The following is a 21,569-nucleotide window of genomic DNA, read 5'->3' on the forward strand; positions in this document are numbered from 1 at the left end:
CTTCGTCACTTGGCGGATGTCGAAATCGTGCTCAGCGACCGGAGCCGAGATACAGAAGGTCCGCCACCTCCTCGAACTTGTCGGCGGGCAGTGTCCGCCACAGGTCGAGAACGGTCAGGCGCTGGCCTTCGCGCTTGCACCAGTCCGGCGAGATCTCCTTGTACTCCGGCCAGCCGGTCGCGACGATCAGCAGGTCGCTTTCGCGCACGGCGCCCTCGATCGAGGAGGCGCCCACCACCTTGTCGCCAAGCACGGCCAGCGCCGCATCCTGGGCCAGCGGATCGTGGACCGTGACGACATAACCGGCATCGGCGAGCTTGGCGGCGAGCTTCACGCTGTGGCTTTCTTCCACCACCGGCGTGTGCGGCTTGTAGGAGAGGCCGAGGATGGCGATGCGCGTGCCGGCCTTGGCGAACTTCGAGACGAGGGTGGAAAGGCGCTCGACCTGGAAGTTGTTGATGCGGTCGGTCGCCTCGGCCACGTCCGCGCGCGCGCCGATCTTGCGGGCGAAGGCGGCGAAAGCCACGTTGTCGCGCGGGAAGCAGGGGCCGCCATAGCCCATGGCGCCCTTGAGATACTTCGCGCCGATACGGGTGTCGGCGCCCAGCGCCTTGGTGACGGCATCGACGTCGGCGCCCGGAATACGGTCGCAGATGTCGGCCAGCATGTTGGCGTAGGAGATCTTTGTGGTGACGTAGGTGTTCACCGAGATCTTGGTGAGTTCGGCATTCACGAAATTCATGCGCTGCACCGGCGGCTTCTTCTCGCACATCTGCAGGTAGATGGTCTGCAGCATGTCGCCGGCCTTGGTGTCGCTCTCGCCGATCAGGATCGAGTCGGGGAAGAGCATGTCGCGCACGACGCTGCCCAGCGCGATGAATTCCGGATTGTAGCAAAGGCCGAGGTCCGGACCGACCTTGCGGCCGGAGGCGGCCTCGAGAGCGTCCTTGATCTCGGTCCCCGTCGTGCCGGGCATCACCGTGCTGGTGATGACGACCATGTGGTAGCCCTGCTTGTTCTTCAGGGCCTTGCCGAGTGTCTCCATGGCCTGGAGCACGAAACGGTTGGAAAAGAAGCCGGTGCTGTCCGACGGGGTCGGGACGATCACGAAGCTGGCGTCGCTCTTCTGGATCGCCTCGTTGGCGTCCATGGTCGCCGAGAGGCGCTCCTTGCTGGAGGCGATCAGCTCGTTGAGCTGCGGCTCGACGATCGGCATCTTGCCGGCGTTCATCGCGTCGACCAGCGTCTTGTTCACATCCAGGCCGATGACGGTGAAGCCGCGGCTGGCGAGAACGGCGGCCAGAGGGGCGCCGAGCTTGCCGAGACCGACGACCGAGACGCGAGGCAATGTTCCTGAGGTCATTTCCATGTCCGTTTTGAAGGCCGGTACTGATACTGGCGCTTGCGTCCCGATGCCACCCCGATTTTGCAGGGGCGTGGCGGGCAAACACAGCTTGCGCGGTCCCGTCGCAGGGGCGAAATATCGGGTCGAATCAGGCGCCAGGCGCAGGGGATGTGGATGAAAGTTGAGTTTTTGGCCTTTCCGAAGGCCTTTACCGGCAATGTCGCGGTGTTCGTCGGGGCCGAAAAGCAGCTCCTCGCGACGGCGGAGGCGATCGACGCGGCGGCCGACGGGGCCGTGACCCGCGCCCTCGAGGCTGGGCGCTTCACGGGCGCCAAGGGCCAGACCCAGACCGTCCTCGGCCACTCCGGTGATATTGCACGCCTTCTGCTACTGGGCGTCGGCAAGGGACAGGACCTCGATGCCCGGGCAGCCGAGGAACTGGGCGGTGTCGTCGCGGCCGAGGCGAATGCCGCCGGCCACACCGCGGTGACGGTGGTCGTCGACCCGGTCGAGGGCAGCCGCCTGTCGCCGGGCGCGATGGCGGCCCATCTGGCCCTGGGTGTGCGCCTGCGCAGCTACCGTTTCGACAAGTACAAGACCAAGGACAAGCCGGAGCAGAAGCTGTCGCTGCAGCGGCTCACCGTCGTGCTGGCCGCGCCGGCCGACGCGCGCAAGGCGTACGCCCAGCTCGAGCCGGTGGTCGACGCGGTCTTCCTCACGCGCGATCTGGTGAGCGAGCCGCCGAACGTTCTCTATCCGGCGGAGTTTGCCCGGCGTGCCAAGGAACTCACCAAGCTCGGCGTGAAAGTGGAGATCCTGGGCGAGGCCGAGATGAAGAAGCTCGGCATGGAGACCCTGCTGGCCGTCGGCCAGGGCAGTGGGCGCGACTCGCAGCTCCTCGTCATGAAGTGGATGAATGGCCCGAAGGGCCAGGCGCCCGTCGCCCTGATCGGCAAGGGCGTGTGCTTCGATACCGGCGGCATCTCTCTGAAGCCGGCCGCCGGCATGGAAGACATGAAGTGGGACATGGGCGGCGCCGGCGCCGTTACCGGCGCCATGAAGCTGATCGCCGGCCGCAAGGCCAAGGCGAACGTCGTGGCGGTGTGCGCCCTCGTGGAGAACATGCCCGACGGCAATGCCCAGCGTCCGGGCGACGTCGTGAAGTCGATGTCTGGACAGACGGTCGAGGTCATCAACACCGACGCCGAAGGCCGCCTGATCCTGTGCGACGCCATGTGGTACGCCCAGCAGAAGTTCAAGCCGCAGGCGATGGTCGAGCTTTCGACCCTCACGGGCGCCATCGTCGTGGCGCTCGGACACGAGCGGGCGGGCCTGTTCTGCAACGACACCGAGCTGTCAAACCGCCTGCGCGCGGCGGGTTCGGGAATCGGCGAGAAGCTGTGGCGCATGCCGCTGGGGCCGAAGTACGACAAGCTCATCGATTCCGAGATTGCCGACATGAAGAATGTCGGCGGTGGGCGCGATGGCGGCTCGATCACGGCCGCTCAATTCCTGCAGCGCTTCGTGCAGGACGGCGTCGCCTGGGCCCATATCGACATCGCCGGCGTGGCCTGGTCGGGCAAGGGCGACACCATCACGCCCAAGGGCGCGACCGCCTTCGGGGTGCGCCTGCTCGACCGGCTGATCGCCGAGAACTACGAAGGCTGACCGAGCCTATGGCGACCGAGGTCAACTTCTATCACCTGACCCGATCGTCACTGGAAGACACGCTGCCGCGCCTGCTGACCAAGACGTTGCAGGCGGGGGAGCGGGCGGTGGTGCTGCTCGGATCGCCGGAGCGGGTGGATGCGCTGAACACGCATCTCTGGGTCTACGATCCCGACGGCTTCCTGCCGCACGGGGCCGCCCGGGACGGCGAAGCCGACCGCCAGCCGGTCTGGCTGACGCATGTCGACGAGAATCCGAACGGCGCGGCATTCCTGTTCGTCGCCGACCGCGCGAAGTCGGAGAAGGTCGGCGACTACAAGCGCTGCTTCGAACTGTTCGACGGCCGCGACGACAGTGCCGTCGCCGACGCGCGCGAGCGCTGGAAGGCTTACAAGACCGCAGGTCACGCGGTGGCCTATTGGCAGCAGACCGAGACCGGCGGCTGGGAGAAGAGGGCCTGAGCTAGCGGCTGCCGCGCGGCCAACGATAGGCGCGCCAGGCGGCGGCCAGGCGCTCGCGCAACGGGATAGGTCCTTCCGGCCGGTAGAAGTCCGGCGGATCGGATTCGAAGTGTGCCATGTAGCTTCGGTAGTCGAGCGGCCGGGCGCGGTGGCCCTGGGCCTGCGAGGCGAGCAGGTCGAGGCCGCGATCGACATCGAGCACCGCGGCCAGCCTGTCTCGACAGCCCAGCAAGAGCTCGGCAGCGGAATCGGGAACGTCCCAGGCGGACAGGATCGCCGCCAGCTTCGCCACCTTCTCGGCGCTCAGCGACGCCAGTCGGGCCGGACCATTGGGCCCGAGCAGATCGAGGGCATAGTAGGCCTCGCCCTGGAACGGCCGACCGGAATGGGTCTCTGCCGGCGTCGGCCAGATGTAGCGGGCGGGCAGGGCACGCGAGGAATAGTTGCGCACGTCGAGGCGGAAGAGGTCGAAGCCATGCCGGCGCATGAAGCGGTCGGTGTTGTGGAACGAATGCTCGTCGGCGGCGCCGTCGCCCACGAAGTTCACTTCCATCTGCACGGCCAGCAGCTTTGCCGGCAGCCGCCCCTCGAAGCTCTGGAGGATCTGCCAGTCGATACCGTCGGTATCGATCTTCAGGTAGTCGAGGTCGTTCCAGCCGCGTGCTGCGAGAAGGTCGGGCACGACCACGGGTTTCGACGGATCGGCGAGACCGGTGAGTTCCCAGGCATTGTGCCGGAGCTGTTCCTCTGTGGAGGCCGTCCGCAGCGTGGCGTCGCGGATCTCACGCGTGCGCATGAAGCTCATGCGATCGCGCATCTTCATGATCAGCGGCGCCGCCGGACCGGCCGACAGGTCGATCGGCTGGTCGGCGCGGGGGCTCACGAACGCCGCCACATAGGAAACGTCGGGATTCCGTTCCTCCGCGGCGAGTCGACGGCATTCGCTCGCGCTGGCGTCGATGCCCAGCGCCTTCAGCCTGTTGCCGAAGGCGCGCCACTTCGGGTCGAGACCTCCGGAGCAGCCGATGTCCAGAAGCGCGAACCGTTCCGCCTTCAACCCTTGGGCGACGAACGCCGGAAAAGCCATCGCGATGACGCGCTCAGACCGTTGCCACGGGAGTGGCGGGCGAACCGACGGCGCCGGGAAGACGGAGCGGCGGCGCCGTCAGCAGGAAGCGCGAGCGCTTGCTGTCACGCAGCCAGAGCGCCAGGTCCTTCAGCCACCAGATCTCGCCCAGGTTGAGCCCCAGCTTGAACAGGCAGTGATTGTGAAGCGGCAGCGACGGATGCTCGGCATCCTCGGGACCGGGTTTCGCGGGCACGGCTTCGACGCCGTAATTATCCGCGATCAGCGCCGAGATCTGGCTGTCGGTGATCCACTGCAGCAGTCGCTTGTCGCGACCGTCGAGCACGCAGCACATCGCGTGCGCGCGGGCCGGGTCGACGTTCTTGTTCATCTTCATGATTTCGTCGGTGAAGCCCGTGTACAGCAGCAGCATGTCGCCGGGTTCGACCACGACCTTGTCGGCGTCGAGCACGCGCTTGAAATCGTCGTAGCTCACATACCTGTGGTCGCGCCCATAGTGCTTCTCCAGATCGACCAGCACGGCACGGCCCTGGATCGCCTTGGCCGCCATGTTCTCGACGCCGAGCTTGTGGGCATAGGAAAGGTGGCCGCAGCCGTCGCGGCCGGCGTCGGGCAGCGGACCGACCACGTCGGAACCGGCCTTGAAGCCATTGTAGTAGAGCGGTTCGGGTACCCCGTCGCCATCGGCATCGAACAGGCCGCCGACATGGGCCAGCGTGTCCCACTGGGTCGAGTACTGCAGCGTCAGAATGACCCGGTCGTCGCTCGCCACATCGACGAACTGCGGGTTCAGGCTGTTGGTGAGAAAGTTGAAGCGCCAGCCGTTCTCGTCGCCGGTGGGCGACAGGACGGGCGGCAGGCGGCGCGCGTTCAGGACGTTGCCGCCCGGAAAGTCGAGCGGCAGACTGAGGCAGAAGGAAAGCCCTTCCTTCACTTCGGCAACGCCCTCCATGACCTTCTTCGGCGTGATCAGGTTGAGGCGGCCGAGCTGATCGTCGTCGCCCCAGTCTCCCCAGGTCGAACCTTCGGGGCGATGCTTCCAGCGCTTCATTTGGTACTCCCTTTTGCGGCGGCGACACTAGCGCACGCCTGCCCGGCGCGCCTAGTGTTACGACATGTCCGAAGAATTCCTCAGTGTGTCGCGCGACAAGTGGCGCGAACTGCCTGCGGGAGGTGAAACCCTCGGCCGCACCTATTCAGGCGATCTGCTGTCGCTGGACGACGCTTCGCTCATGGCCCATTGGCGCCGTATGAACGAGGCGGCGATCGTTCCCGATGTACGCGGCTGGTTTCACTGTCTCTACGGCGATGTATTCGCGGGGCGGCGCGTGGTGGAAGTGGGCTCGGGCTTCGGCTTCGACGGCATCAGCTTCCTGACGCGCGGGGCGCACTGGACGTTCTCGGACCTGGTGCTCGACAATCTGAACGTGGTTCGCCGTGTAGTGGAAAGTCTTGGGCTGGGCGAGCGCGCGAGCTATCTCCACGTCGAGAACGAGCGGTCGTTCGCCGGATTGAAGGGCGGACCGTACGATGCGGTGTGGGCGATTGGTTCACTGCATCATGCGCCGTTCGACATTGCTCGAACCGAGACGCTCGACCTCCTGCGGCACCTGAAAGCCGGGGGGCGATGGATCGAGCTCACCTATCCGTACGAGCGGTGGCTTCGAGAGGGCTCGCTGCCCTTTTCCGAGTTCGGCAAGCGCACCGACGGTGAACGCACGCCGTGGGCCGAATGGTACGACCTCGAGAAGGTCAAGCGCCGGCTTTTTCCCTCCCGCACGACGACGATCCTGGACTTCACGACGGGCGGCGGCAACTTTGGCTGGGTCGATCTGCGGGTCGACGAACCCAATCCGGAGTCGGGGCAATCGCCCGAGATATCGCTCATGGGATACCCTGCGACGGCGCTGAACCAGGCGTCGCTCAAGGCGCTGCCGGGCGAGTGGCGGCTGGTCTGCCCTCCCCACGTCTGGTGGTACGCAATGTCGATCGGCCTCGAGCACGCGACGCAGAAGCTTGGCTCGTTGCCGTTCCCGGGCCTGGGCTATGCGGTCGACCTCGAGATCGACGTCCAGAGCGGGAGCGTGGGAGTCGTCCTTGCCGATCTGGATCCGGACAGATTCGTGGGACGTGAACGCATCCTGGACGCGAGACCTTCGACGCATCGTGTCACCGTCTTGACCTACGACGCCGCGAAGCCCGCGCAACTGCTGGTCCGCAACACCATTCACGGTGTGGCAAGCCAGGTGCGCATACGGTCGGCGGCCCTGCGCTTCGCCGCATAGCCCGTCCACGCAGTTCCGCCGCCGTTCGCGCTGCGGATCGCCTATGATGGGCATCGCGAGAAGCCCATGTCCGCTGCCACCGCAACGCCGCTTCCGCATGATTTCCGGGTGATCAGCCTGATCGGCGTCGCCCAGACGGCAGCGGGCTTTGCGGTGGACCATTTTGGCGCCCGGCCGATCCTGGCCAGTGGCCTTCTGGTTGTCGGACGCGGCCTCGCATGCGTCTCGGTCGCGCATTCCTTGCTGGGCTTCGTCCATCGCGAGCAGCTGGTCGATCACGCGGTCAAGGTGCGTGCGGCCGAGGGGCCGGTCCGGGGCCGGCCGGGGCTTGCGCTGGCCGGCGCCGCCGGTGGCATCACCACCCGTCGCGCGACATGATCGTACGCGGTGCGACGCGCCGTCGGCCTCTGCACCTTCAACGCGGCATGGTGATGCTGATTCGCAACAGCAGCGCCCGCAGGCCGGCCTATCCCGCGGCGGCCGGGCAGAAGTCAGGCGGCGGCTTCCAGCGCTTCCTGGGCGGACAGCCAGCGTCTCTCGGCGTTCTCGACCTCGCGTTCGAGGCGGGCCTTTTCCTTCTGGAGTTCCGTGACGACGCTGCCGGGGCCGGCATAGATCGCGGGATCGGCGAGCTTCGCCAGCACGCCGTTCAGTTGCTCGGTAAGGCGGGCCAGCATCTTCTCGGCGCTGTCGACGGCCTTCTTCAGCGGCGCCTTGTTGGTTCGGTTGTCGGCGGCGGCCTTGCGCTGGTCCTTCTTGCTGCCCGTATCGGCGGGCTTGTCCGCCTTGGGCGGGCGTGCGCCGCGCTCCTTCAGCAGCTTGGCCTGATACTCGTCGATGTCGCCATCGAAGGCCTTCACCGTCCCGCCCTGGACCACCCAAAGGGCGTCGGCAACCATCTTCACCAGATGCGTGTCGTGGCTCACAAGAACGACCGCGCCCTCGAAGTCGTTGATCGCGTCGACCAGCGAGGCCCGCGCGTCCATGTCGAGATGGTTGGTCGGCTCGTCGAGCAGCAGCATGTGCGGCGCGGTGCGCGTGGCGAGCGCGAGCAGCAGGCGGGTCTTCTCGCCGCCCGACATAACGCCGACCTTGAGGTTGGCGCGGTCGCGCGAGAAGCCGAAGCGGCCGAGCTGGGCGCGCACCTTGGCCTCGCCGGCGCCGGGCCCGAGCGCACGGGCCATGTGGTCGAACGGTGTCGCCTCGAAGTCGAGGCCTTCCTCCTGGTCCTGCGAGAAGTAGCCGACCCGCAGCTTCGGCGTCTTCTTCAGCTGGCCTTCGCGCGGCTCGAGCCGCTGTGAGAGCAGGCGGATGAAGGTCGACTTGCCGTTGCCGTTCTGGCCGAGCAGGGCGATGCGGTCTTCCATGTCGATGCGCAGGTCGAGGTTGCGCAGCACCAGCGGCCCGTCGGGATAGCCGACGGAGACGTCGTCCAGCGTCTCGATCGGCGAGGAGAGGATATCGGGCGAGGGGAAGTTGAAGGAGATGCGCTCGTCGATCGGGACCGACGCGACGGGCCCCAGCTTCTCGATCATCTTCATGCGCGACTGCGCCTGGCGGGCCTTGCTGGCCTTGGCCTTGAAGCGGTCGACGAAGGCCTGCATGTGCTTGCGCTGCGCAGCCACCTTGGCCTGTTGCGCGGCGTCGTTGGCGAGACGCTCGGCGCGGGTGCGTTCGAAGAAGTCGTAGTTGCCGGTGTAGGCGACGAGCTTCTGTTGATCGATATGCACGATGTGATCGCACACGTCGTTCAGCAGATCACGGTCGTGGCTCACCATCAGGACGGTGTTGCGGAAGCGCTTGAGATACTCGGTGAGCCAGATCATCGCCTCGACGTCGAGGTGGTTCGACGGCTCGTCGAGGATCAGGAGGTCGGGGCTGCTGAACAGCGTGCCGGCGAGCGCCACACGCATGCGCCAGCCGCCGGAGAATTCGCCGCAGGGGCGGGACTGCTTCTCGTTGTCGAAGCCCAGGCCGTTCAGGATCGACGCCGCCCGGGACGGTGCAGCCGCCGCGCCGATTTCCTCCAGACGCGCATGGATTTCGGCCAAGCGCACGCCGTCCTGGCAGGTCGCATCCTCGGCCAACAGCGCGCTGCGCTCGACATCAGCTGCGAGGACCGCATCGATCACCCTGATGTCGCCCCCGGGCGGGTCCTGAGGGACCGAGCCGACGCGGGTGCGGCCCATCAGGTTGATCTCGCCGCTGTCGGCCTCGATCTGGCGCTGGATCAGGCGCAGCAGGGTCGACTTGCCGGCGCCGTTGCGGCCGACGAGGCCGACCTTCCAGCCGTCGGAGAAGGCCGCGGAGGCACGGTCGAAGAGCACCCGCTCGCCGTGGCGGAAGGAGATATCGCTGATGTGGAGCATGGGCGCGGGCATTTACCATGCGATTTGGCCGCAAACCAAGCGCGTTGGGCCGGCTTGCCGGGTCCAAACCCCGCGTCTATAAGGCGCGCCCAAGCATTGAAATCACTGCCTCCACGAGGGAATTCATGGCCGTCGAACGTACTTTCTCGATCCTCAAGCCGGACGCGACCCGCCGGAACCTGACCGGCAAGATCAACGCCCGCTTCGAGGAAAAGGGCCTGCGCATCGTCGCCCAGAAGCGCATCCAGATGAGCCGCCAGCAGGCCGAGCAGTTCTACGGCGTCCACAAGGAGCGTCCGTTCTTCGGTGAACTCTGCACGTTCATGACCTCCGGCCCGGTCGTGGTGCAGGTCCTGGAAGGCGAGAACGCCGTCGCCAAGAACCGCGAGATCATGGGCGCCACCAACCCGGCCAACGCCGATGCCGGCACGATCCGCAAGGACTTCGCCGAGTCGATCGAAGCCAACTCGGTGCACGGCTCGGACTCGCCCGAGAACGCCGCCATCGAGATCGCCTACTTTTTCGCGGGCTCCGAGATCGTCGGCTGACGCTGTAGGCGCCACCGAAATAAAAAAGCGGCCCGAACGGGCCGCTTTTCTTTTGGCGTGCTTGCTCCAGACGTCAGTCCAGGATGGCATAGCCGATCAGGAGAGCGATCGAACCGCCGACGCCCAGAACGAGGCCGAGCAGCGGCAGGTGCGCGATCAGGCCAAGGGCCATGGACACCAGAAGAACGATGATCCAGAGGAGCGTGAACGTCACCAGCTTGCTGAACGAGGCGTAGGTCGCCGCGTGAGCCGGATAGTCATCCTTTGCTTCAGCCATATCTCATCCCCGCTTGAAATCGTTGGCGATCTTATATCGGACTAGGTTTCTCGGGAAAAGAGGAGCGTGGCGTCGCAGGCAACGCCTGTAACGGTAACCCTGTCGCCGTCGATCGCAATCCGGCCCTCGCCGAACCAGCGCACCACCAGCGGATAGAGGCGATGTTCCTGGCCCAGGATGCGCGCCGCAAGCGTCTCCTCCGTGTCGCCGGTCAACACCGGCACCGCGGCCTGGGCGATGATCGGGCCGGAGTCGAGATCCGGCGTCACCAGATGGGCGGTGCAGCCGCTCACGCGGACGCCGGCTTCGAGGGCCTGACGCTGCACGTGCAGGCCCTTGAAGGCCGGCAAGAGGGACGGGTGGATGTTGATCAGCCGGTCCTTCCAGCGCGCGGGAAACCAAGGGCTGAAAATGCGCATGAAGCCGGCCAGGACGACCAGTTCGACGCCATGGCGGTCCAGTTGCGCCGAGACGGCGCGATCGAAACTCTCGCGGTCGGGATGGTCGCGGTGGGAGACGATGGCGGTCGCGATGCCGGCCGCGGCCGCGATGGCAAGACCCGGAGCGGCTTCCTTGTTGCTCACGACGCAAACGATCTCGGCGGGATAGTCCTGGGCCTTCGCCGCGTCGATCAGCGCGGCGAGGTTGCTGCCGCGGCCGGAGATCAGAACCCCGACCTTCAGCTTCGCCATAGGCTCTCGGCGTTGTCGACGACGCAATCGGCCTCGTCGGTTGGCGCCGCCTCGATGGTGCCGATCGTGGTCACCGTCTCGCCGGTCTCGCTCAGGGCCTGGGCCACGCGCGCGGCGTCGTCCTGTGCGACGACCACGATCATGCCGAGACCGCAATTGAAGGTCCGCAGCATGTCGTCGGTCGGGACCTGGCCGACCTCGCGCAGCCACTGGAAGACACGCGGGGCCGTCCACTGACGGGCATCGAGCCGCGCCCGCGTACCGTCGGGCAGGCAGCGCGGCACGTTGCCGGGAAGGCCACCGCCGGTGATGTGCGCAATACCCTTGATCGCGCCGGTCGCCCGGATCACCTGCAGGAGCTGCTTTACATAAATGCGCGTCGGTTCGAGCAGGGCCTCGCCCAGCGTCGCGTCGGCAAAGGGCGCGGGGTCGGCGTATTTCAGGCCGCTGCGCTCGACGATGCGGCGCACCAGCGAATAGCCGTTGGAGTGCGGGCCGCTCGACGCGAGGCCGAGGACGACGTCGCCGGGGGCGATATCGGCGCGCGGGAGCAGGGCGTTTCGCTCCGCCGCGCCGACCGTGAAGCCCGCAAGGTCGTAGTCGCCGTCGGCATACATGCCGGGCATCTCCGCGGTCTCGCCGCCGACCAGCGCGCACCCCGCGCGGCGACAGCCTTCGGCGATGCCGGCGACGAGGCGCCGCCCGACATCGACGTCGAGGCGCCCACTGGCATAGTAGTCGAGGAAGAACAGCGGCTCGGCGCCCTGGACCACGATGTCGTTGACGCACATCGCCACGAGGTCGATGCCCACCGTGTCGGGGACGGCGGCTTCGATGGCGACCTTCAGCTTGGTGCCGACCCCATCGGTGCCGGACACCAGGATGGGGTCGGTGAACCCGGCGGCCTTGAGGTCGAACAGACCGCCGAAGCCGCCGAGACCGCCCATCACACCGGGGCGGTTGGTGCTCTTCGCCAACGGCTTGATGTGTTCGACGAGGTTGTCGCCCGCGTCGATGTCGACGCCGGCGTCCTTGTAGGTGAGGGGGGGCCGATTGTGGCCGGGGGCGTCAGGCTTCAAGCCGGGCTCATTCATGCTAATACGGTGCGCGAACATAGCCAAAAACCGGACCCCCGCAATGCCGATAGGCCGCGTCTTTTCCACGATAGCTGCCGTGCTCCTGGCGGTCCTCGCCGCTAACGTCACCCTGGCGCAGTCTGCCGCGGGCACCGGGTACGACGTCACCGGCGTGGATGTCGATGTCAGCGGGTCCGACGCCGTACAAGCCCGGGCACAGGGCATTCGGGAGGCGCGGCGCAAGGCGTTGGGCCTCCTCGTGGACCGGCTGGTGCCGGCGGAGGATCGTGCACGGTTACCGCAGGTCGACGAAGCGCAGCTCGAGAACATGGTGCGCGGCATCGAGTTCGTGCGCGAACGCCCGGCGCCCGGCCGCTACAGCGCCACCCTGAACGTCGTTTTCGTGCCCGATGCTGTGAAGTCGTACCTGAGCGGAGCGGGCGCCCGGGTGGTCGAGACCGTGTCGCGGCCGGCGCTGGTGATCCCCCTGTGGAAGGGCCCTGCCGGGGTGGAGCCGCTCGGCGACCGCAATGCCTGGCGCGAGGCCTGGCAGCAGCTCGACAGTGCCGGCAGCGCCGTCCCGGTCACCCTGGTTCGCGGCGACCCGACCGACCAGGGCGCGCTCTCGGCCGAACAGGCCTATGTCGGTGACGTCTCCGCGCTGGCGCGGCTCAACCAGCGCTATCGGGCGCCGACGATCATCGTGGCCACCGTGGAGGGCGACAAGACGAGCGGCGGGCTCACGGTCGGTGGCCTGCGCTACGACACCCAGACCGGCGCCCGCAGCGAAATTCCGCCGATTCCGGTCGCCAGTGCGGCAGACCTCCCGGCGGCCGTGAAGGCGATCCACTCCAAGGCCGATCAGGACTGGCGCAGCATCGGCACCGTCCGTCGCGATTCGCAGGACTCGCTGGACGTCGTCGTGCCCATTCGCGCGCTCTCCGACTGGGTCCAGGTGCGGCAGCGGCTCGGCGCCATTCCGGCCGTGAAATCGGTGACGGTGAAGACGCTCGAATCCGACCGTGCGGAGCTCCGGCTCGACATCTTCGGCACGCCCGAGGAACTGCAGCGTACGCTGGCCCAGGCGGGGCTGAATCTGTCCCAGGACATGGGGCGCTGGCAATTGCAGCCGCGCTAGTGCGCGCGCGGGAGTCTGATCGGATGGGGCAAACCGCCACGGGACGCTGGATCTTCTGGGTCGCGGCCGCCGCGAGCTTCTTGCTGCTGATGTGGCTGCTGAACGATATTCTGCTGCCGTTCGTCGTGGGGATGGTGGTGGCCTACTTCCTCGACCCGGTCGTGGTGCGGCTGCAGCGCGCCGGCCTGTCGCGCACCATGGCAACCACCGTGGTGACGGTCGTGGCGGTCCTGGTGGGCGTGGGTGTCGTGATGGCGATCCTGCCGCCCCTGTTCGGGCAGATCCAGTCGCTGATCACCAGTGCCCCCGAATACATCGTCAAGGCGCTCGGCCGCATCCAGCCCCTGCTCGAACCGCTGCGGATCAGACTCGGCCTCGAGCCGCTCAGCCTTCACGATCTGCAGTCGGAGGCGACGCAGTGGGCGGGCAAGGGGCTGGCCGTCGCGGGAGGCATCGCCGGGGCGCTCGCCGAGCGTGGCGTGGCGATCATCAATCTGCTCGGCCTGCTCTTCATCACGCCTGTGGTGACCTTCTACATGCTTCGGGACTGGGAGAAGCTGGTTGCGGCAATCGACAACTCGCTGCCCCTCGAACACGCCGACACGATCCGCAAGCTCACGGCCGAATCGAATGCCGCCATCGCCGGTTTCGTACGCGGCCAGGCGCTGGTCTGCCTCGCCCTCGGAACCTTCTACGGGATCGGCCTCACCTTGGTGGGATTGCAGTTCGGCCTCGTCATCGGGCTGATCGCGGGCGCCATCTCCTTCATTCCGTTCGTCGGCACTTTCGTGGGCGGGGTTATGGCGCTGGGCATGGCGCTCGCACAGTTCCCGCCGGAGTGGATCGGCGTGCTGAAGGTCGCGGCGGTGTTCGTGGTCGGCCAGATGCTGGAGGGGAACTTCCTCTCGCCCAAGCTGGTCGGCGACCGCGTCGGCCTGCATCCGGTCTGGATCATGTTTGCGCTGCTGGCCGGCGGCTCGCTGTTCGGCTTCACCGGTGTGCTGATCGCCGTTCCGGTGGCGGCGATCCTCGGCGTGGTTGCCCGCCACTTCATCGCCCGCTATCGCGACAGCGATCTCTATCGCGGCGGTGCTCCCAGTTGAGCAGGCCCATGGCAAACCAGCTCACCCTGGATCTCGCCCTGCCGCCACCGACCTACGCCCGGGAGGATTTCGTCGTTGCGGACGGAAACCGGGAAGCGCTCGCCTGGATCGACCGCTGGCCGGACTGGCCGGCACCGGCTCTGTCGCTGAGTGGTCCGACCGGATGCGGCAAGACCCATCTCGGACGCATCTGGGCCGCGCGCAGCGGTGCGACCGTGATGGCCGGCCGGGATCTCGAGGGCCGCAACGTCGCCGACCTCACGGACCTGGCGACGGCCTCGCGCACCATCGTGATCGAGGAGGCGGATCGGGCGCCCGAGCGGGCTCTTTTCCATCTCTACAATCTCGTGCGCGAGCGCGGCGGGCACATGCTGCTGACCTCCGGCGAACCGCCCGCCCGCTGGTCGATCGCCTTGCCCGACCTCGCCTCGCGGCTCCGCGCCGCGCCGGCCGTCGCGGTCGCACCGCCCGACGACGAGTTGCTGGGTTCGATCATTCTGAAGCAGCTGGCGGACCGGCAATTGCACGCCGGCGCCGGCGTCGTGCAGTATCTCGTCTCGCACATGGAGCGGTCTGCCGATGCGGCCCGTCATGTCGTGGCCGCGCTCGACCGGCGCGCCCTGGTCGAGCGGCGCGAGATCGACCGCCGCCTGGCGATGGATGTGCTGGCCGACCTCGCCGGTACCTCGTGAGAGGGAGGAAGTGATGAAAACGATCCTGGCTGTTTGCGCGCTCAGTCTCATGGCGACGGCCGCCTCGGCTCAGCAGGGCTCGGTCATGGGAACCTGGCTCTCGGAGTCGGGCGTCGCCCAGATCAAGATCGGACCTTGCCCGGATGCGGCGAGCGGCCCGATCTGCGGCTATGTCGCCAATCTCATCGACCCAAAGGGGCCGGACGGCGCGGCGGTCGCGCCCGATGCCGCCACTGACTATCGCAACGAGAACCCGGCGCTGCGCACGCGCAAGGTGATCGGCATGCCGCTGATCTGGGGCTTCAAGCAGGCCGCCCAGCCCAACACCTTCGAGGACGGCAAGATCTACAACGGCGAGGACGGCAAGACCTACAGCGCCAACATCAGCCTCCAGCCGGACGGCAAGCTGCGCCTGCGCGGCTTCGTCGGCACGCCGATGTTCGGCAAGACACAAATCTGGACGCGCGTGAATTAGGAGAGGAAACGCAAATGGACATGGGCATCAGGGGCCGCAAGGCGATCGTCTGCGCGGCGAGCAAGGGACTGGGGCGCGGCTGCGCCGAGGCGCTGGCCGGCGAGGGCGTCGATCTCGTGATCAACGCACGCACGAAGTCCGAACTCGAGGCGACGGCCGAGGAGATCCGCAAGAAGTACGGCGTGAACGTCACGGCGGTCGCCGTCGACGTCACGACCGAGGAGGGCCGCAAGCAGGTGCTGGCCGCCTGTCCCGAGCCGGACATCATCGTCAACAACGCCGGCGGTCCGCCCCCGGGCAACTTCCGCGACTGGAACCGCGAGGACTGGATCAAGGCGCTCGACGCCAACATGCTGACGCCGATCGAGTTCATCAAGGCGAGCGTCGACGGCATGATGAAGCGCGGCTTCGGGCGGATCGTGAACATCACCTCGAGTTCGGTGAAGGCGCCGATCGACATTCTGGGCCTCAGCAACGGCGCGCGCTCGGGCCTCACCGGCTTCGTGGCCGGCGTCGCGCGCACGACGATCCGTCACGGCGTCACGATCAACGGTCTGCTGCCGGGCCCCTTCGACACCGATCGCCTGCGCGGCACCACGAAGGCGCGTGCCGCCAAAGCCGGGCGCAGCTTCGACGAAGAGTATGCGACCGCGGCCAAGGCCCATCCGGCCGGCCGCTTCGGCACGGCCGAGGAGTTCGGCATGATGTGCGCCTTCCTGTGCAGCGTTCATGCGGGCTACATGACCGGCCAGAACATCCTGATGGATGGCGGGCAGTATCCCGGCACCTACTGACGCGTCAGCGCGGCTCGAAATCGCGCGGCCGGACGAAAGCGAGTAGCTCGCACATCCCTGGAGTAAGGGCACTCCAGGGACCTTGCGGGGCGCGGAGCGCGGCCAGGGCGCCGGTGGGGTACTTGTCCCGCAGGCGCTCCAGCGCCTCCCGCGGGCCGTGTCCGGCCAGGGCACCCGCCAGTTCGCCGATGCCCTCATTGTGGCCGATCAGCAGCACGGTCTCGACATCCTCGGGCAAGGCCTGCAGGCGCTCCAGGAGTTCGCTCTCGGAGGCGAGGTAGAGCTGCTTCTCGAGCGAGATCGGCGGCGCGGGACTGCCGAGGGCATTCACCAGCGGCGCCAAGGTCTGGCGCGTCCTGACTGCCGTCGAACATAGAATCAGATCGGGGCGGGGAGCCTTGGCAGCAATATGGCCGGCCATGGTCCGGGCCGCGCGTTCGCCGCGATCGTTGAGCGGGCGGTCGTGATCGCTCTCGTGCGGCATGTCCCAGGCGGATTTTGCGTGGCGCAGGAGGAGAATGTTCTTCACGCCCGTCATTCCAATAAATCCAACCGGAACAATGGTTTAGTTAAATGCCATGACAGGGTCATGTTGAGACGCTACCGTTCCTGTGCATAATTTCAGGGAGAGTGCCCCCACCGGGGTCCACATGGACGCGCTCAACTCCGCCGATCCGGCTTCGCTCGAAATACCACCCGACAGCCCGCGACGCTTCATCAATCGTGAATTGTCGTGGCTGGCCTTCAACACCCGCGTGCTGGAGGAGGCGACGAACAAGCGCCATCCGCTGCTGGAACGGGTGCGCTTCCTGTCGATCTCCGCCGCGAACCTCGACGAATTCTACATGGTCCGGGTCGCGGGTCTGGTCGACATGCTCCAGACGCGGTCCACGATGCTGAGCGATGACGGCATGACGCCGGCCGAACAGCTCGTGGCGATCCGCGAGCGCGCCTCGACCCTGATGGCCCATCAGCAGGATGTCTGGGCGTCGCTGCAGGACGATCTGCGCGAAGCGGGCATCGCGGTGATTGACGCGGGCGAACTCACGGAGGCGGAGCGGAGCTGGCTCGACACCTATTTCATCGACCAGGTCTTCCCGATCCTGACGCCGCTGGCGATCGACCCGGCGCATCCGTTTCCCTTCATTCCCAATGGCGGCTTCTCGGCCATCCTGAAGCTGCAGCGGCGTGACGACCGCCGTCCGCTGATGGCGTTGCTGCCGTTGCCGCCGCAGGTCGACCGCTTCGTCCGCTTGCCGGGACCGGACATCCGTTTCCTGCCGCTCGAGGACCTGATCGACATCTACCTGCCGCGCCTGTTCCCCGGCTACGAGGTGATCGAACGCGCGTTCTTTCGCGTGATCCGCGACAGCGACGTCGAGATCAACGAGGAGGCCGAGGACCTCGTCCTTCTCTACGAGAGCGCCCTGAAACGCCGCCGCCGCGGCGACCTGATCTCCATCTCGGTCAACAGCGCGATGCCCGCCGAGCTGCGCGACTTCCTGTTCGACCAGCTCGAGATTCCTGAGCAGACGCAGACCGTCCATGTCTTCCATCTCGACCGCATGCTCAACATCGGCGACGTGAAGGCGGTGATTATCGACGACCGGGCCGACCTCAAGTTCGCACCGTACAATGCGCGCTTTCCCGAGCGCATCCGCGATTTCGGCGGCGACTGCTTCGCGGCGATCCGCGCCAAGGACATCGTCGTCCATCATCCCTACGAGAGCTTCGACGTCGTGGTGCAGTTCCTGCGCCAGGCGGCGCGCGATCCCGCGGTCGTGGCCATCAAGCAGACCCTGTATCGCACCAGCGCCGATTCACCGATCGTCAAGGAGCTGATCGCGGCCGCCGAAGCCGGCAAGACCGTGTCGGCACTCGTCGAACTCAAGGCCCGCTTCGACGAGGAGGCCAACATCCGCTGGGCGCGCGATCTGGAGCGTGCCGGCGTCCAGGTAGTCTACGGCTTCATCGACCTCAAGACGCACGCCAAGGTCTCGATGGTGGTGCGTCGCGAGGCGCAGTCGATCCGGACCTACGTGCATTTCGGGACCGGAAACTATCATCCGATCACGGCACGCATCTACACCGACCTGTCGTTCTTCACCTGCGATCCGGCGATGTGCCGCGACGCCGCGCGCCTGTTCAACTACATGACCGGCTACGCTCGGCCCGAACAGATGGAGAAGATCGCCTTCGCCCCCGTGACGTTGCGGCCGACCCTCTACAGCCTGATCGATGCCGAGATCGAGAATGCCAAGGCCGGGAAGCCGGCGGCGATCTGGGCCAAGCTCAATTCCCTGGTCGACGGTGCCTTGATCGATCGCCTGTATGCGGCATCGAATGCCGGCGTGCAGATCGATCTGGTCGTGCGCGGCATCTGCTGCCTCAGGCCGGGCGTTCCGGGGCTCAGCGAGCATATCCGCGTGAAGAGCGTGGTGGGGCGCTTCCTCGAGCACGCACGCATCATCTGTTTCGGCAATGGCCGCGCTCTGCCGTCGATGGAGGCCAAGGTGTTCCTGTCGTCCGCCGACTGGATGCCGCGCAACCTCGACCGTCGCGTCGAACTCCTGTGCCCGGTCGAGAACCAGACCGTGCGCGAGCAGGTCCTCGACCAGATCATGGTGGCCAACCTCAAGGACGACGGTCAGAGCTGGCTGATGTCACAAGACGGTAACTATCATCGGCCGCCGACCGGCAAGGAACCGTTCATCGCGCACCACTATTTCATGACGAACCCGTCGCTCTCCGGGCGCGGCAGCGCGTTGAAGCTGAGCGGAGCGGTGCCTCGGCTGGTTCTGAGTTCCTGAGCGGCCAGCGGCGTCGGGTCGCGCACGAATTGGCGCTGTAATCCGTCCCGGTTTCGGCTAGAGGGAGCGCGCATGGACGGCCACCCGACCGCAGGCGCCACCGCCTCGCGCACCCCTCTCCGGAAGGGCCGCGTTGGTATCATCGACGTCGGCTCGAATTCGATCCGGCTCGTGGTCTATGAGCGGGCGAGCCGCGCCCCGTTGCCGGTCTTCAACGAGAAAGTCCTGTGCGGTCTGGCGCGGGGGCTCGACGCCACCGGGCGCCTCAATCCGGAAGGCGTCGAGATGGCGCTGGCCAACATCGACCGCTTCGCGACCCTGGCACACAACATGAAGGTCACGTCGCTCGACCTGCTGGCGACCGCCGCCGTGCGCGATGCGGCCGACGGCGCCGACTTCATGCGCGAACTGGCCAGCCGCCCCGGCATCGTCGCCCATACGGTGAGCGGTCAGGACGAGGCGCGCTACTCGGGCTATGGCGTCATGTGCGGCATGCCCGGCGCCGAGGGTGTCATGGGTGACCTGGGCGGCGGCAGTCTCGAACTGGCCTCGCTCTCCCAAGGGCGTCTCGGCTCTTCCACGACGCTGCCGGTCGGCCCGCTGCGGCTGATGTCGTCGGGCAAGGGCGACCCCCGCAAGGCCGTCGTCGACGCCATCGAGGGCGTGCGCTGGCTGCGCGAGGAGCAGGGAAAGACGTTTTATGCGGTAGGGGGCGCGTGGCGCGCCTTCGCCCGCCTGCACATGGAGCAGGCGGGTTACCCGCTGCACATCATCCATCAATACGAGATCCCGGCCGACGAGGCGCGGGCGGTGGCCCGTCTGATCGCCGTCCAGAGCCCGAAGTCGCTGGAGAAGATGGCGGGCGTCTCGCGCCGCCGCGTCGACACGCTGCCGCTGGCCTGTCTGGCTCTCGACAGGCTGCTGGCGGTCCTGAAGCCCAGGGCCGTGGTCTTCTCGGCGTTCGGCCTGCGCGAGGGGTTCTACTATTCGCGGCTGAGCGAGCAGGAGCGGGCGCGTCATCCACTGATCGCTTTCGCCGAAGAGCAGGGTGAGAGCTGGCACCGATTCGACCTCTCGCCGCAGGAGATTTTCGACTGGCTGTCGTCGGCCTTCGCGGACGAGAGCGAGAGCGAACGGATTCTGCGCACGGCCGCCTGCCATCTCAGCGACATTTCGTGGGACGACCATCCCGACTACCGCGCCGACCAGGCCTACTTCCGGGTGCTGCACCTGCCGTCGCCGGGGATGAGCCATCGCGAGCGCGCCATCCTCGCGATGACGCTGACCTACCGCTACAAAAGCGAGCCCAAGGCGGCGATGATCGACACGGCGCTGCGCCTGACCGACAGCAAGGGACGCAGCTTCGCGCGGCGCCTCGGCGCCTGCCTGCGGCTGGCCTACAATCTGAGCGGCGGCGCGCCCGGCCTCCTGCCGCAGCTGCAGTTGCGCCGGACCGAGCGGGAACTGCGCCTGCTGGTGCCGACGGCGCTCAAGCGCAGCCTGGGGGACGTCACCGCGCGGCGGCTCGAGACCGCCGCACAGGCCTTCGACCTCAGGCCGATGATCGTGACCGCCTGACGGAGGCGCTTACTTGTCCGGCGGCAGCTGGATCAGCTTGGGCTGATCCCCGTTGAGCGCGAGCGCCAGCCGGCCCTCGATCAAATCCACCGCATCCGACCCGAACACTTCGTTGCGCCAGCCCTTCAGGGCCGCGATGTCGCGCTTGCCAGCCGCCAGGCGGTCGAGTTCGTCGGCGCTCGCCACGAGGCGGCCGGCGACGCCAGACTGTTCCGCCTTGAGACGCAGAAGCGTGCGCAGGAGGTCGACGATTGCCCCCGGCGCCCGCAGTTGCTCGGGGGTCTTGTCGCGCACCGGCAACTCGGATTCCGGCAGGGCCCGGGCCCGCTCGATGGCTTCCATGAGCTCGCGTCCCTGCCAGCCCTCGGCGAAGCCGCGCCCGAGGCCGCGCGTCGCGGCCAGCTCGTCGATCGATTTCGGCGCGTGGCTCGCGATCTCGAGGAGCTGCTCGTCGCGCACCAGTCGCTGGCGCGGAATGTCGATGCGCTGCGCCGTGCGCTCACGCCACGCCGCGATCTCCTTCAGGACGGCCATCATGCGCGGGGAGGCGCCCCGAGGCTTCAGCCGGCGCCAGGCCTGTTCGGGGTCGGCGCGATAGATCGAGGGATCGCTCAGGACGGCCATTTCCTCGGCGATCCAGGAGAAACGGCCCGTCTTGTCGAGCTGCTTCTTCAGCTTTTCGTAGACCACCCTCAGGTGGGTGACGTCCGAGAGCGCGTAGGTGATCTGCCGCTCGCTGAGCGGCCGCCGGCTCCAGTCCGTGAACCGGCTCGACTTGTCGATCTTGGCTTTGGCTAGACGAGTCGCGAGCGATTCGTAGGAAGCCGCTTCGCCGTGGCCACAGACCATGGCGGCGACCTGGGTGTCGAACAGCGGGCCCGGCACCTCCTGGAGACGCAGGTAGAAGATTTCCAGGTCCTGGCGGGCCGCATGGAAGACCTTGAGCACCTTGGGATTGACCATCAGCTCGTCGAGCGGCGCGAGGTCGATCCCCTCGGCCAGCGTGTCGATCGCGGCCGCGTCGTCAGGGCCGGCGACCTGGGCCAGGCAGAGCTTGGGCCAGTAGGTCCGCTCACGCATGAACTCGGTGTCGACGGCGATAAACTCGGTCTGGGCGAGGGGCTTGCAGAATGCCGCCAACTCGTCGGTCGTTGTGATGAGCTTCATTGGA

General features: G+C 67.0%; 21 protein-coding genes. 12 read left to right on the forward strand and 9 right to left on the reverse strand.

Translation table 11 applies throughout. The features are described 5' to 3' along the window. Window positions 1–31: 31 nt before the first annotated feature. A complete protein-coding gene (locus tag ACO07K_RS09455) occupies window positions 32–1,363 on the reverse strand; it encodes a UDP-glucose dehydrogenase family protein (RefSeq protein WP_422035675.1) in 1,332 nt (443 codons plus the stop codon). 156 nt (window positions 1,364–1,519) lie between these two features. Here ACO07K_RS09455 and ACO07K_RS09460 point away from each other — a divergent pair, with 156 nt between their 5' ends. Next, window positions 1,520–3,013: a leucyl aminopeptidase gene (locus tag ACO07K_RS09460; protein ID WP_422035676.1), complete on the forward strand. Its 1,494-nt coding sequence runs from the start codon at window positions 1,520–1,522 to the stop codon at window positions 3,011–3,013. A gap of 8 nt (window positions 3,014–3,021) precedes the next feature. Further along, window positions 3,022–3,474: a DNA polymerase III subunit chi gene (locus ACO07K_RS09465; protein WP_422035677.1), complete on the forward strand. Its 453-nt coding sequence runs from the start codon at window positions 3,022–3,024 to the stop codon at window positions 3,472–3,474. A gap of 1 nt (window position 3,475) precedes the next feature. On the opposite strand, the gene ACO07K_RS09470 is transcribed toward ACO07K_RS09465, so the two are convergent. After that, window positions 3,476–4,561 carry a hypothetical protein gene (locus ACO07K_RS09470; RefSeq protein ID WP_422035678.1) on the reverse strand — a complete coding sequence of 362 codons (1,086 nt, stop codon included), beginning with the start codon at window positions 4,559–4,561 and terminating at the stop codon, window positions 3,476–3,478. Window positions 4,562–4,574: 13 nt separating this feature from the next. Then, window positions 4,575–5,612 (reverse strand): cyclase family protein, encoded by a 1,038-nt coding sequence (locus ACO07K_RS09475; RefSeq protein WP_422035679.1) that lies wholly within the window; start codon window positions 5,610–5,612, stop codon window positions 4,575–4,577. A gap of 64 nt (window positions 5,613–5,676) precedes the next feature. Here ACO07K_RS09475 and ACO07K_RS09480 point away from each other — a divergent pair, with 64 nt between their 5' ends. Together ACO07K_RS09480 and ACO07K_RS09485 are read left to right on the forward strand one after the other, a co-directional pair. Beyond that, window positions 5,677–6,846, forward strand: coding sequence for a class I SAM-dependent methyltransferase (locus ACO07K_RS09480; RefSeq protein ID WP_422035680.1), 1,170 nt, complete (start codon window positions 5,677–5,679; stop codon window positions 6,844–6,846). Between the two features lie 66 nt (window positions 6,847–6,912). Next, complete coding sequence (locus ACO07K_RS09485; RefSeq protein ID WP_422035681.1) at window positions 6,913–7,224, forward strand: hypothetical protein; 312 nt, start codon at window positions 6,913–6,915, stop codon at window positions 7,222–7,224. Window positions 7,225–7,337: 113 nt separating this feature from the next. Here the strand turns inward: ACO07K_RS09485 and ACO07K_RS09490 are convergent, their stop codons facing one another. Further along, window positions 7,338–9,215 carry an ABC-F family ATP-binding cassette domain-containing protein gene (locus ACO07K_RS09490; protein ID WP_422035682.1) on the reverse strand — a complete coding sequence of 626 codons (1,878 nt, stop codon included), beginning with the start codon at window positions 9,213–9,215 and terminating at the stop codon, window positions 7,338–7,340. 125 nt (window positions 9,216–9,340) lie between these two features. Between ACO07K_RS09490 and ndk the strand changes: the two genes are divergently transcribed. Next, window positions 9,341–9,763 (forward strand): nucleoside-diphosphate kinase, encoded by a 423-nt coding sequence (gene ndk / locus ACO07K_RS09495; RefSeq protein WP_422035683.1) that lies wholly within the window; start codon window positions 9,341–9,343, stop codon window positions 9,761–9,763. 73 nt (window positions 9,764–9,836) lie between these two features. Here the strand turns inward: ndk and ACO07K_RS09500 are convergent, their stop codons facing one another. From ACO07K_RS09500 to purM, 3 genes are read right to left on the reverse strand one after another with little or no spacing between them, the layout of a single operon-like run. Beyond that, window positions 9,837–10,040: an aa3-type cytochrome c oxidase subunit IV gene (locus ACO07K_RS09500; RefSeq protein ID WP_422035684.1), complete on the reverse strand. Its 204-nt coding sequence runs from the start codon at window positions 10,038–10,040 to the stop codon at window positions 9,837–9,839. 41 nt (window positions 10,041–10,081) lie between these two features. Next, the gene (gene purN / locus ACO07K_RS09505) at window positions 10,082–10,732 is read right to left on the reverse strand and encodes a phosphoribosylglycinamide formyltransferase (protein ID WP_422035685.1); all 651 of its coding nucleotides are present in this window, start codon (window positions 10,730–10,732) and stop codon (window positions 10,082–10,084) included. After that, entirely contained in the window at window positions 10,720–11,811 is a 1,092-nt protein-coding gene (gene purM, locus ACO07K_RS09510; RefSeq protein ID WP_422035686.1) for a phosphoribosylformylglycinamidine cyclo-ligase, read from the reverse strand. Before purM ends, purN begins: the two co-directional genes overlap by 13 nt. A 94-nt stretch (window positions 11,812–11,905) precedes the next feature. Between purM and ACO07K_RS09515 the strand changes: the two genes are divergently transcribed. The 5 genes from ACO07K_RS09515 to ACO07K_RS09535 are packed head-to-tail and all read left to right on the forward strand — an operon-like array spanning window position 11,906 to window position 16,010. Next, the gene (locus ACO07K_RS09515; protein WP_422035687.1) at window positions 11,906–12,946 is read left to right on the forward strand and encodes a DUF2066 domain-containing protein; all 1,041 of its coding nucleotides are present in this window, start codon (window positions 11,906–11,908) and stop codon (window positions 12,944–12,946) included. 23 nt (window positions 12,947–12,969) lie between these two features. Then, window positions 12,970–14,049, forward strand: coding sequence for an AI-2E family transporter (locus ACO07K_RS09520; RefSeq protein ID WP_422035688.1), 1,080 nt, complete (start codon window positions 12,970–12,972; stop codon window positions 14,047–14,049). A gap of 8 nt (window positions 14,050–14,057) precedes the next feature. Next, window positions 14,058–14,741 carry a chromosomal replication initiator DnaA gene (locus ACO07K_RS09525; RefSeq protein ID WP_422035689.1) on the forward strand — a complete coding sequence of 228 codons (684 nt, stop codon included), beginning with the start codon at window positions 14,058–14,060 and terminating at the stop codon, window positions 14,739–14,741. Between the two features lie 13 nt (window positions 14,742–14,754). Further along, on the forward strand, window positions 14,755–15,216 hold the full coding sequence (locus ACO07K_RS09530) for a DUF2147 domain-containing protein (RefSeq protein WP_422035690.1): 462 nt from the start codon (window positions 14,755–14,757) through the stop codon (window positions 15,214–15,216). A gap of 14 nt (window positions 15,217–15,230) precedes the next feature. Continuing rightward, a complete protein-coding gene (locus tag ACO07K_RS09535; RefSeq protein WP_422035691.1) occupies window positions 15,231–16,010 on the forward strand; it encodes an SDR family oxidoreductase in 780 nt (259 codons plus the stop codon). A gap of 4 nt (window positions 16,011–16,014) precedes the next feature. Here ACO07K_RS09535 and ACO07K_RS09540 read toward each other — a convergent pair whose 3' ends face one another. After that, complete coding sequence (locus ACO07K_RS09540; RefSeq protein ID WP_422035692.1) at window positions 16,015–16,539, reverse strand: SixA phosphatase family protein; 525 nt, start codon at window positions 16,537–16,539, stop codon at window positions 16,015–16,017. A gap of 121 nt (window positions 16,540–16,660) precedes the next feature. Here ACO07K_RS09540 and ACO07K_RS09545 point away from each other — a divergent pair, with 121 nt between their 5' ends. Both ACO07K_RS09545 and ACO07K_RS09550 read left to right on the forward strand, forming a co-directional pair. Beyond that, window positions 16,661–18,820, forward strand: coding sequence for an RNA degradosome polyphosphate kinase (locus ACO07K_RS09545; protein WP_422035693.1), 2,160 nt, complete (start codon window positions 16,661–16,663; stop codon window positions 18,818–18,820). Window positions 18,821–18,892: 72 nt separating this feature from the next. Next, a complete protein-coding gene (locus ACO07K_RS09550; protein WP_422035694.1) occupies window positions 18,893–20,398 on the forward strand; it encodes an exopolyphosphatase in 1,506 nt (501 codons plus the stop codon). Between the two features lie 9 nt (window positions 20,399–20,407). Here ACO07K_RS09550 and rnd read toward each other — a convergent pair whose 3' ends face one another. Further along, a complete protein-coding gene (gene rnd / locus ACO07K_RS09555) occupies window positions 20,408–21,565 on the reverse strand; it encodes a ribonuclease D (protein WP_422035696.1) in 1,158 nt (385 codons plus the stop codon). Between the last annotated feature and the right edge of the window lie 4 nt (window positions 21,566–21,569).

The organism is Reyranella sp., from assembly GCF_965228225.1.
Lineage (GTDB): Bacteria > Pseudomonadota > Alphaproteobacteria > Reyranellales > Reyranellaceae > Reyranella.

What these genes read in the sequence shown, in the direction of transcription:
- ACO07K_RS09455 (WP_422035675.1), bottom strand. Translation starts at nt 1,363, where the DNA reads ATGACCTCAGGAACATTGCCTCGCGTCTCGGTCGTCGGTCTCGGCAAG.
- ACO07K_RS09460 (WP_422035676.1), top strand. Translation starts at nt 1,520, where the DNA reads ATGAAAGTTGAGTTTTTGGCCTTTCCGAAGGCCTTTACCGGCAATGTC.
- ACO07K_RS09465 (WP_422035677.1), top strand. Translation starts at nt 3,022, where the DNA reads ATGGCGACCGAGGTCAACTTCTATCACCTGACCCGATCGTCACTGGAA.
- ACO07K_RS09470 (WP_422035678.1), bottom strand. Translation starts at nt 4,561, where the DNA reads ATGGCTTTTCCGGCGTTCGTCGCCCAAGGGTTGAAGGCGGAACGGTTC.
- ACO07K_RS09475 (WP_422035679.1), bottom strand. Translation starts at nt 5,612, where the DNA reads ATGAAGCGCTGGAAGCATCGCCCCGAAGGTTCGACCTGGGGAGACTGG.
- ACO07K_RS09480 (WP_422035680.1), top strand. Translation starts at nt 5,677, where the DNA reads ATGTCCGAAGAATTCCTCAGTGTGTCGCGCGACAAGTGGCGCGAACTG.
- ACO07K_RS09485 (WP_422035681.1), top strand. Translation starts at nt 6,913, where the DNA reads ATGTCCGCTGCCACCGCAACGCCGCTTCCGCATGATTTCCGGGTGATC.
- ACO07K_RS09490 (WP_422035682.1), bottom strand. Translation starts at nt 9,215, where the DNA reads ATGCTCCACATCAGCGATATCTCCTTCCGCCACGGCGAGCGGGTGCTC.
- ndk (WP_422035683.1), top strand. Translation starts at nt 9,341, where the DNA reads ATGGCCGTCGAACGTACTTTCTCGATCCTCAAGCCGGACGCGACCCGC.
- ACO07K_RS09500 (WP_422035684.1), bottom strand. Translation starts at nt 10,040, where the DNA reads ATGGCTGAAGCAAAGGATGACTATCCGGCTCACGCGGCGACCTACGCC.
- purN (WP_422035685.1), bottom strand. Translation starts at nt 10,732, where the DNA reads ATGGCGAAGCTGAAGGTCGGGGTTCTGATCTCCGGCCGCGGCAGCAAC.
- ACO07K_RS09520 (WP_422035688.1), top strand. Translation starts at nt 12,970, where the DNA reads ATGGGGCAAACCGCCACGGGACGCTGGATCTTCTGGGTCGCGGCCGCC.
- ACO07K_RS09525 (WP_422035689.1), top strand. Translation starts at nt 14,058, where the DNA reads ATGGCAAACCAGCTCACCCTGGATCTCGCCCTGCCGCCACCGACCTAC.
- ACO07K_RS09530 (WP_422035690.1), top strand. Translation starts at nt 14,755, where the DNA reads ATGAAAACGATCCTGGCTGTTTGCGCGCTCAGTCTCATGGCGACGGCC.
- ACO07K_RS09535 (WP_422035691.1), top strand. Translation starts at nt 15,231, where the DNA reads ATGGACATGGGCATCAGGGGCCGCAAGGCGATCGTCTGCGCGGCGAGC.
- ACO07K_RS09545 (WP_422035693.1), top strand. Translation starts at nt 16,661, where the DNA reads ATGGACGCGCTCAACTCCGCCGATCCGGCTTCGCTCGAAATACCACCC.
- ACO07K_RS09550 (WP_422035694.1), top strand. Translation starts at nt 18,893, where the DNA reads ATGGACGGCCACCCGACCGCAGGCGCCACCGCCTCGCGCACCCCTCTC.
- rnd (WP_422035696.1), bottom strand. Translation starts at nt 21,565, where the DNA reads ATGAAGCTCATCACAACGACCGACGAGTTGGCGGCATTCTGCAAGCCC.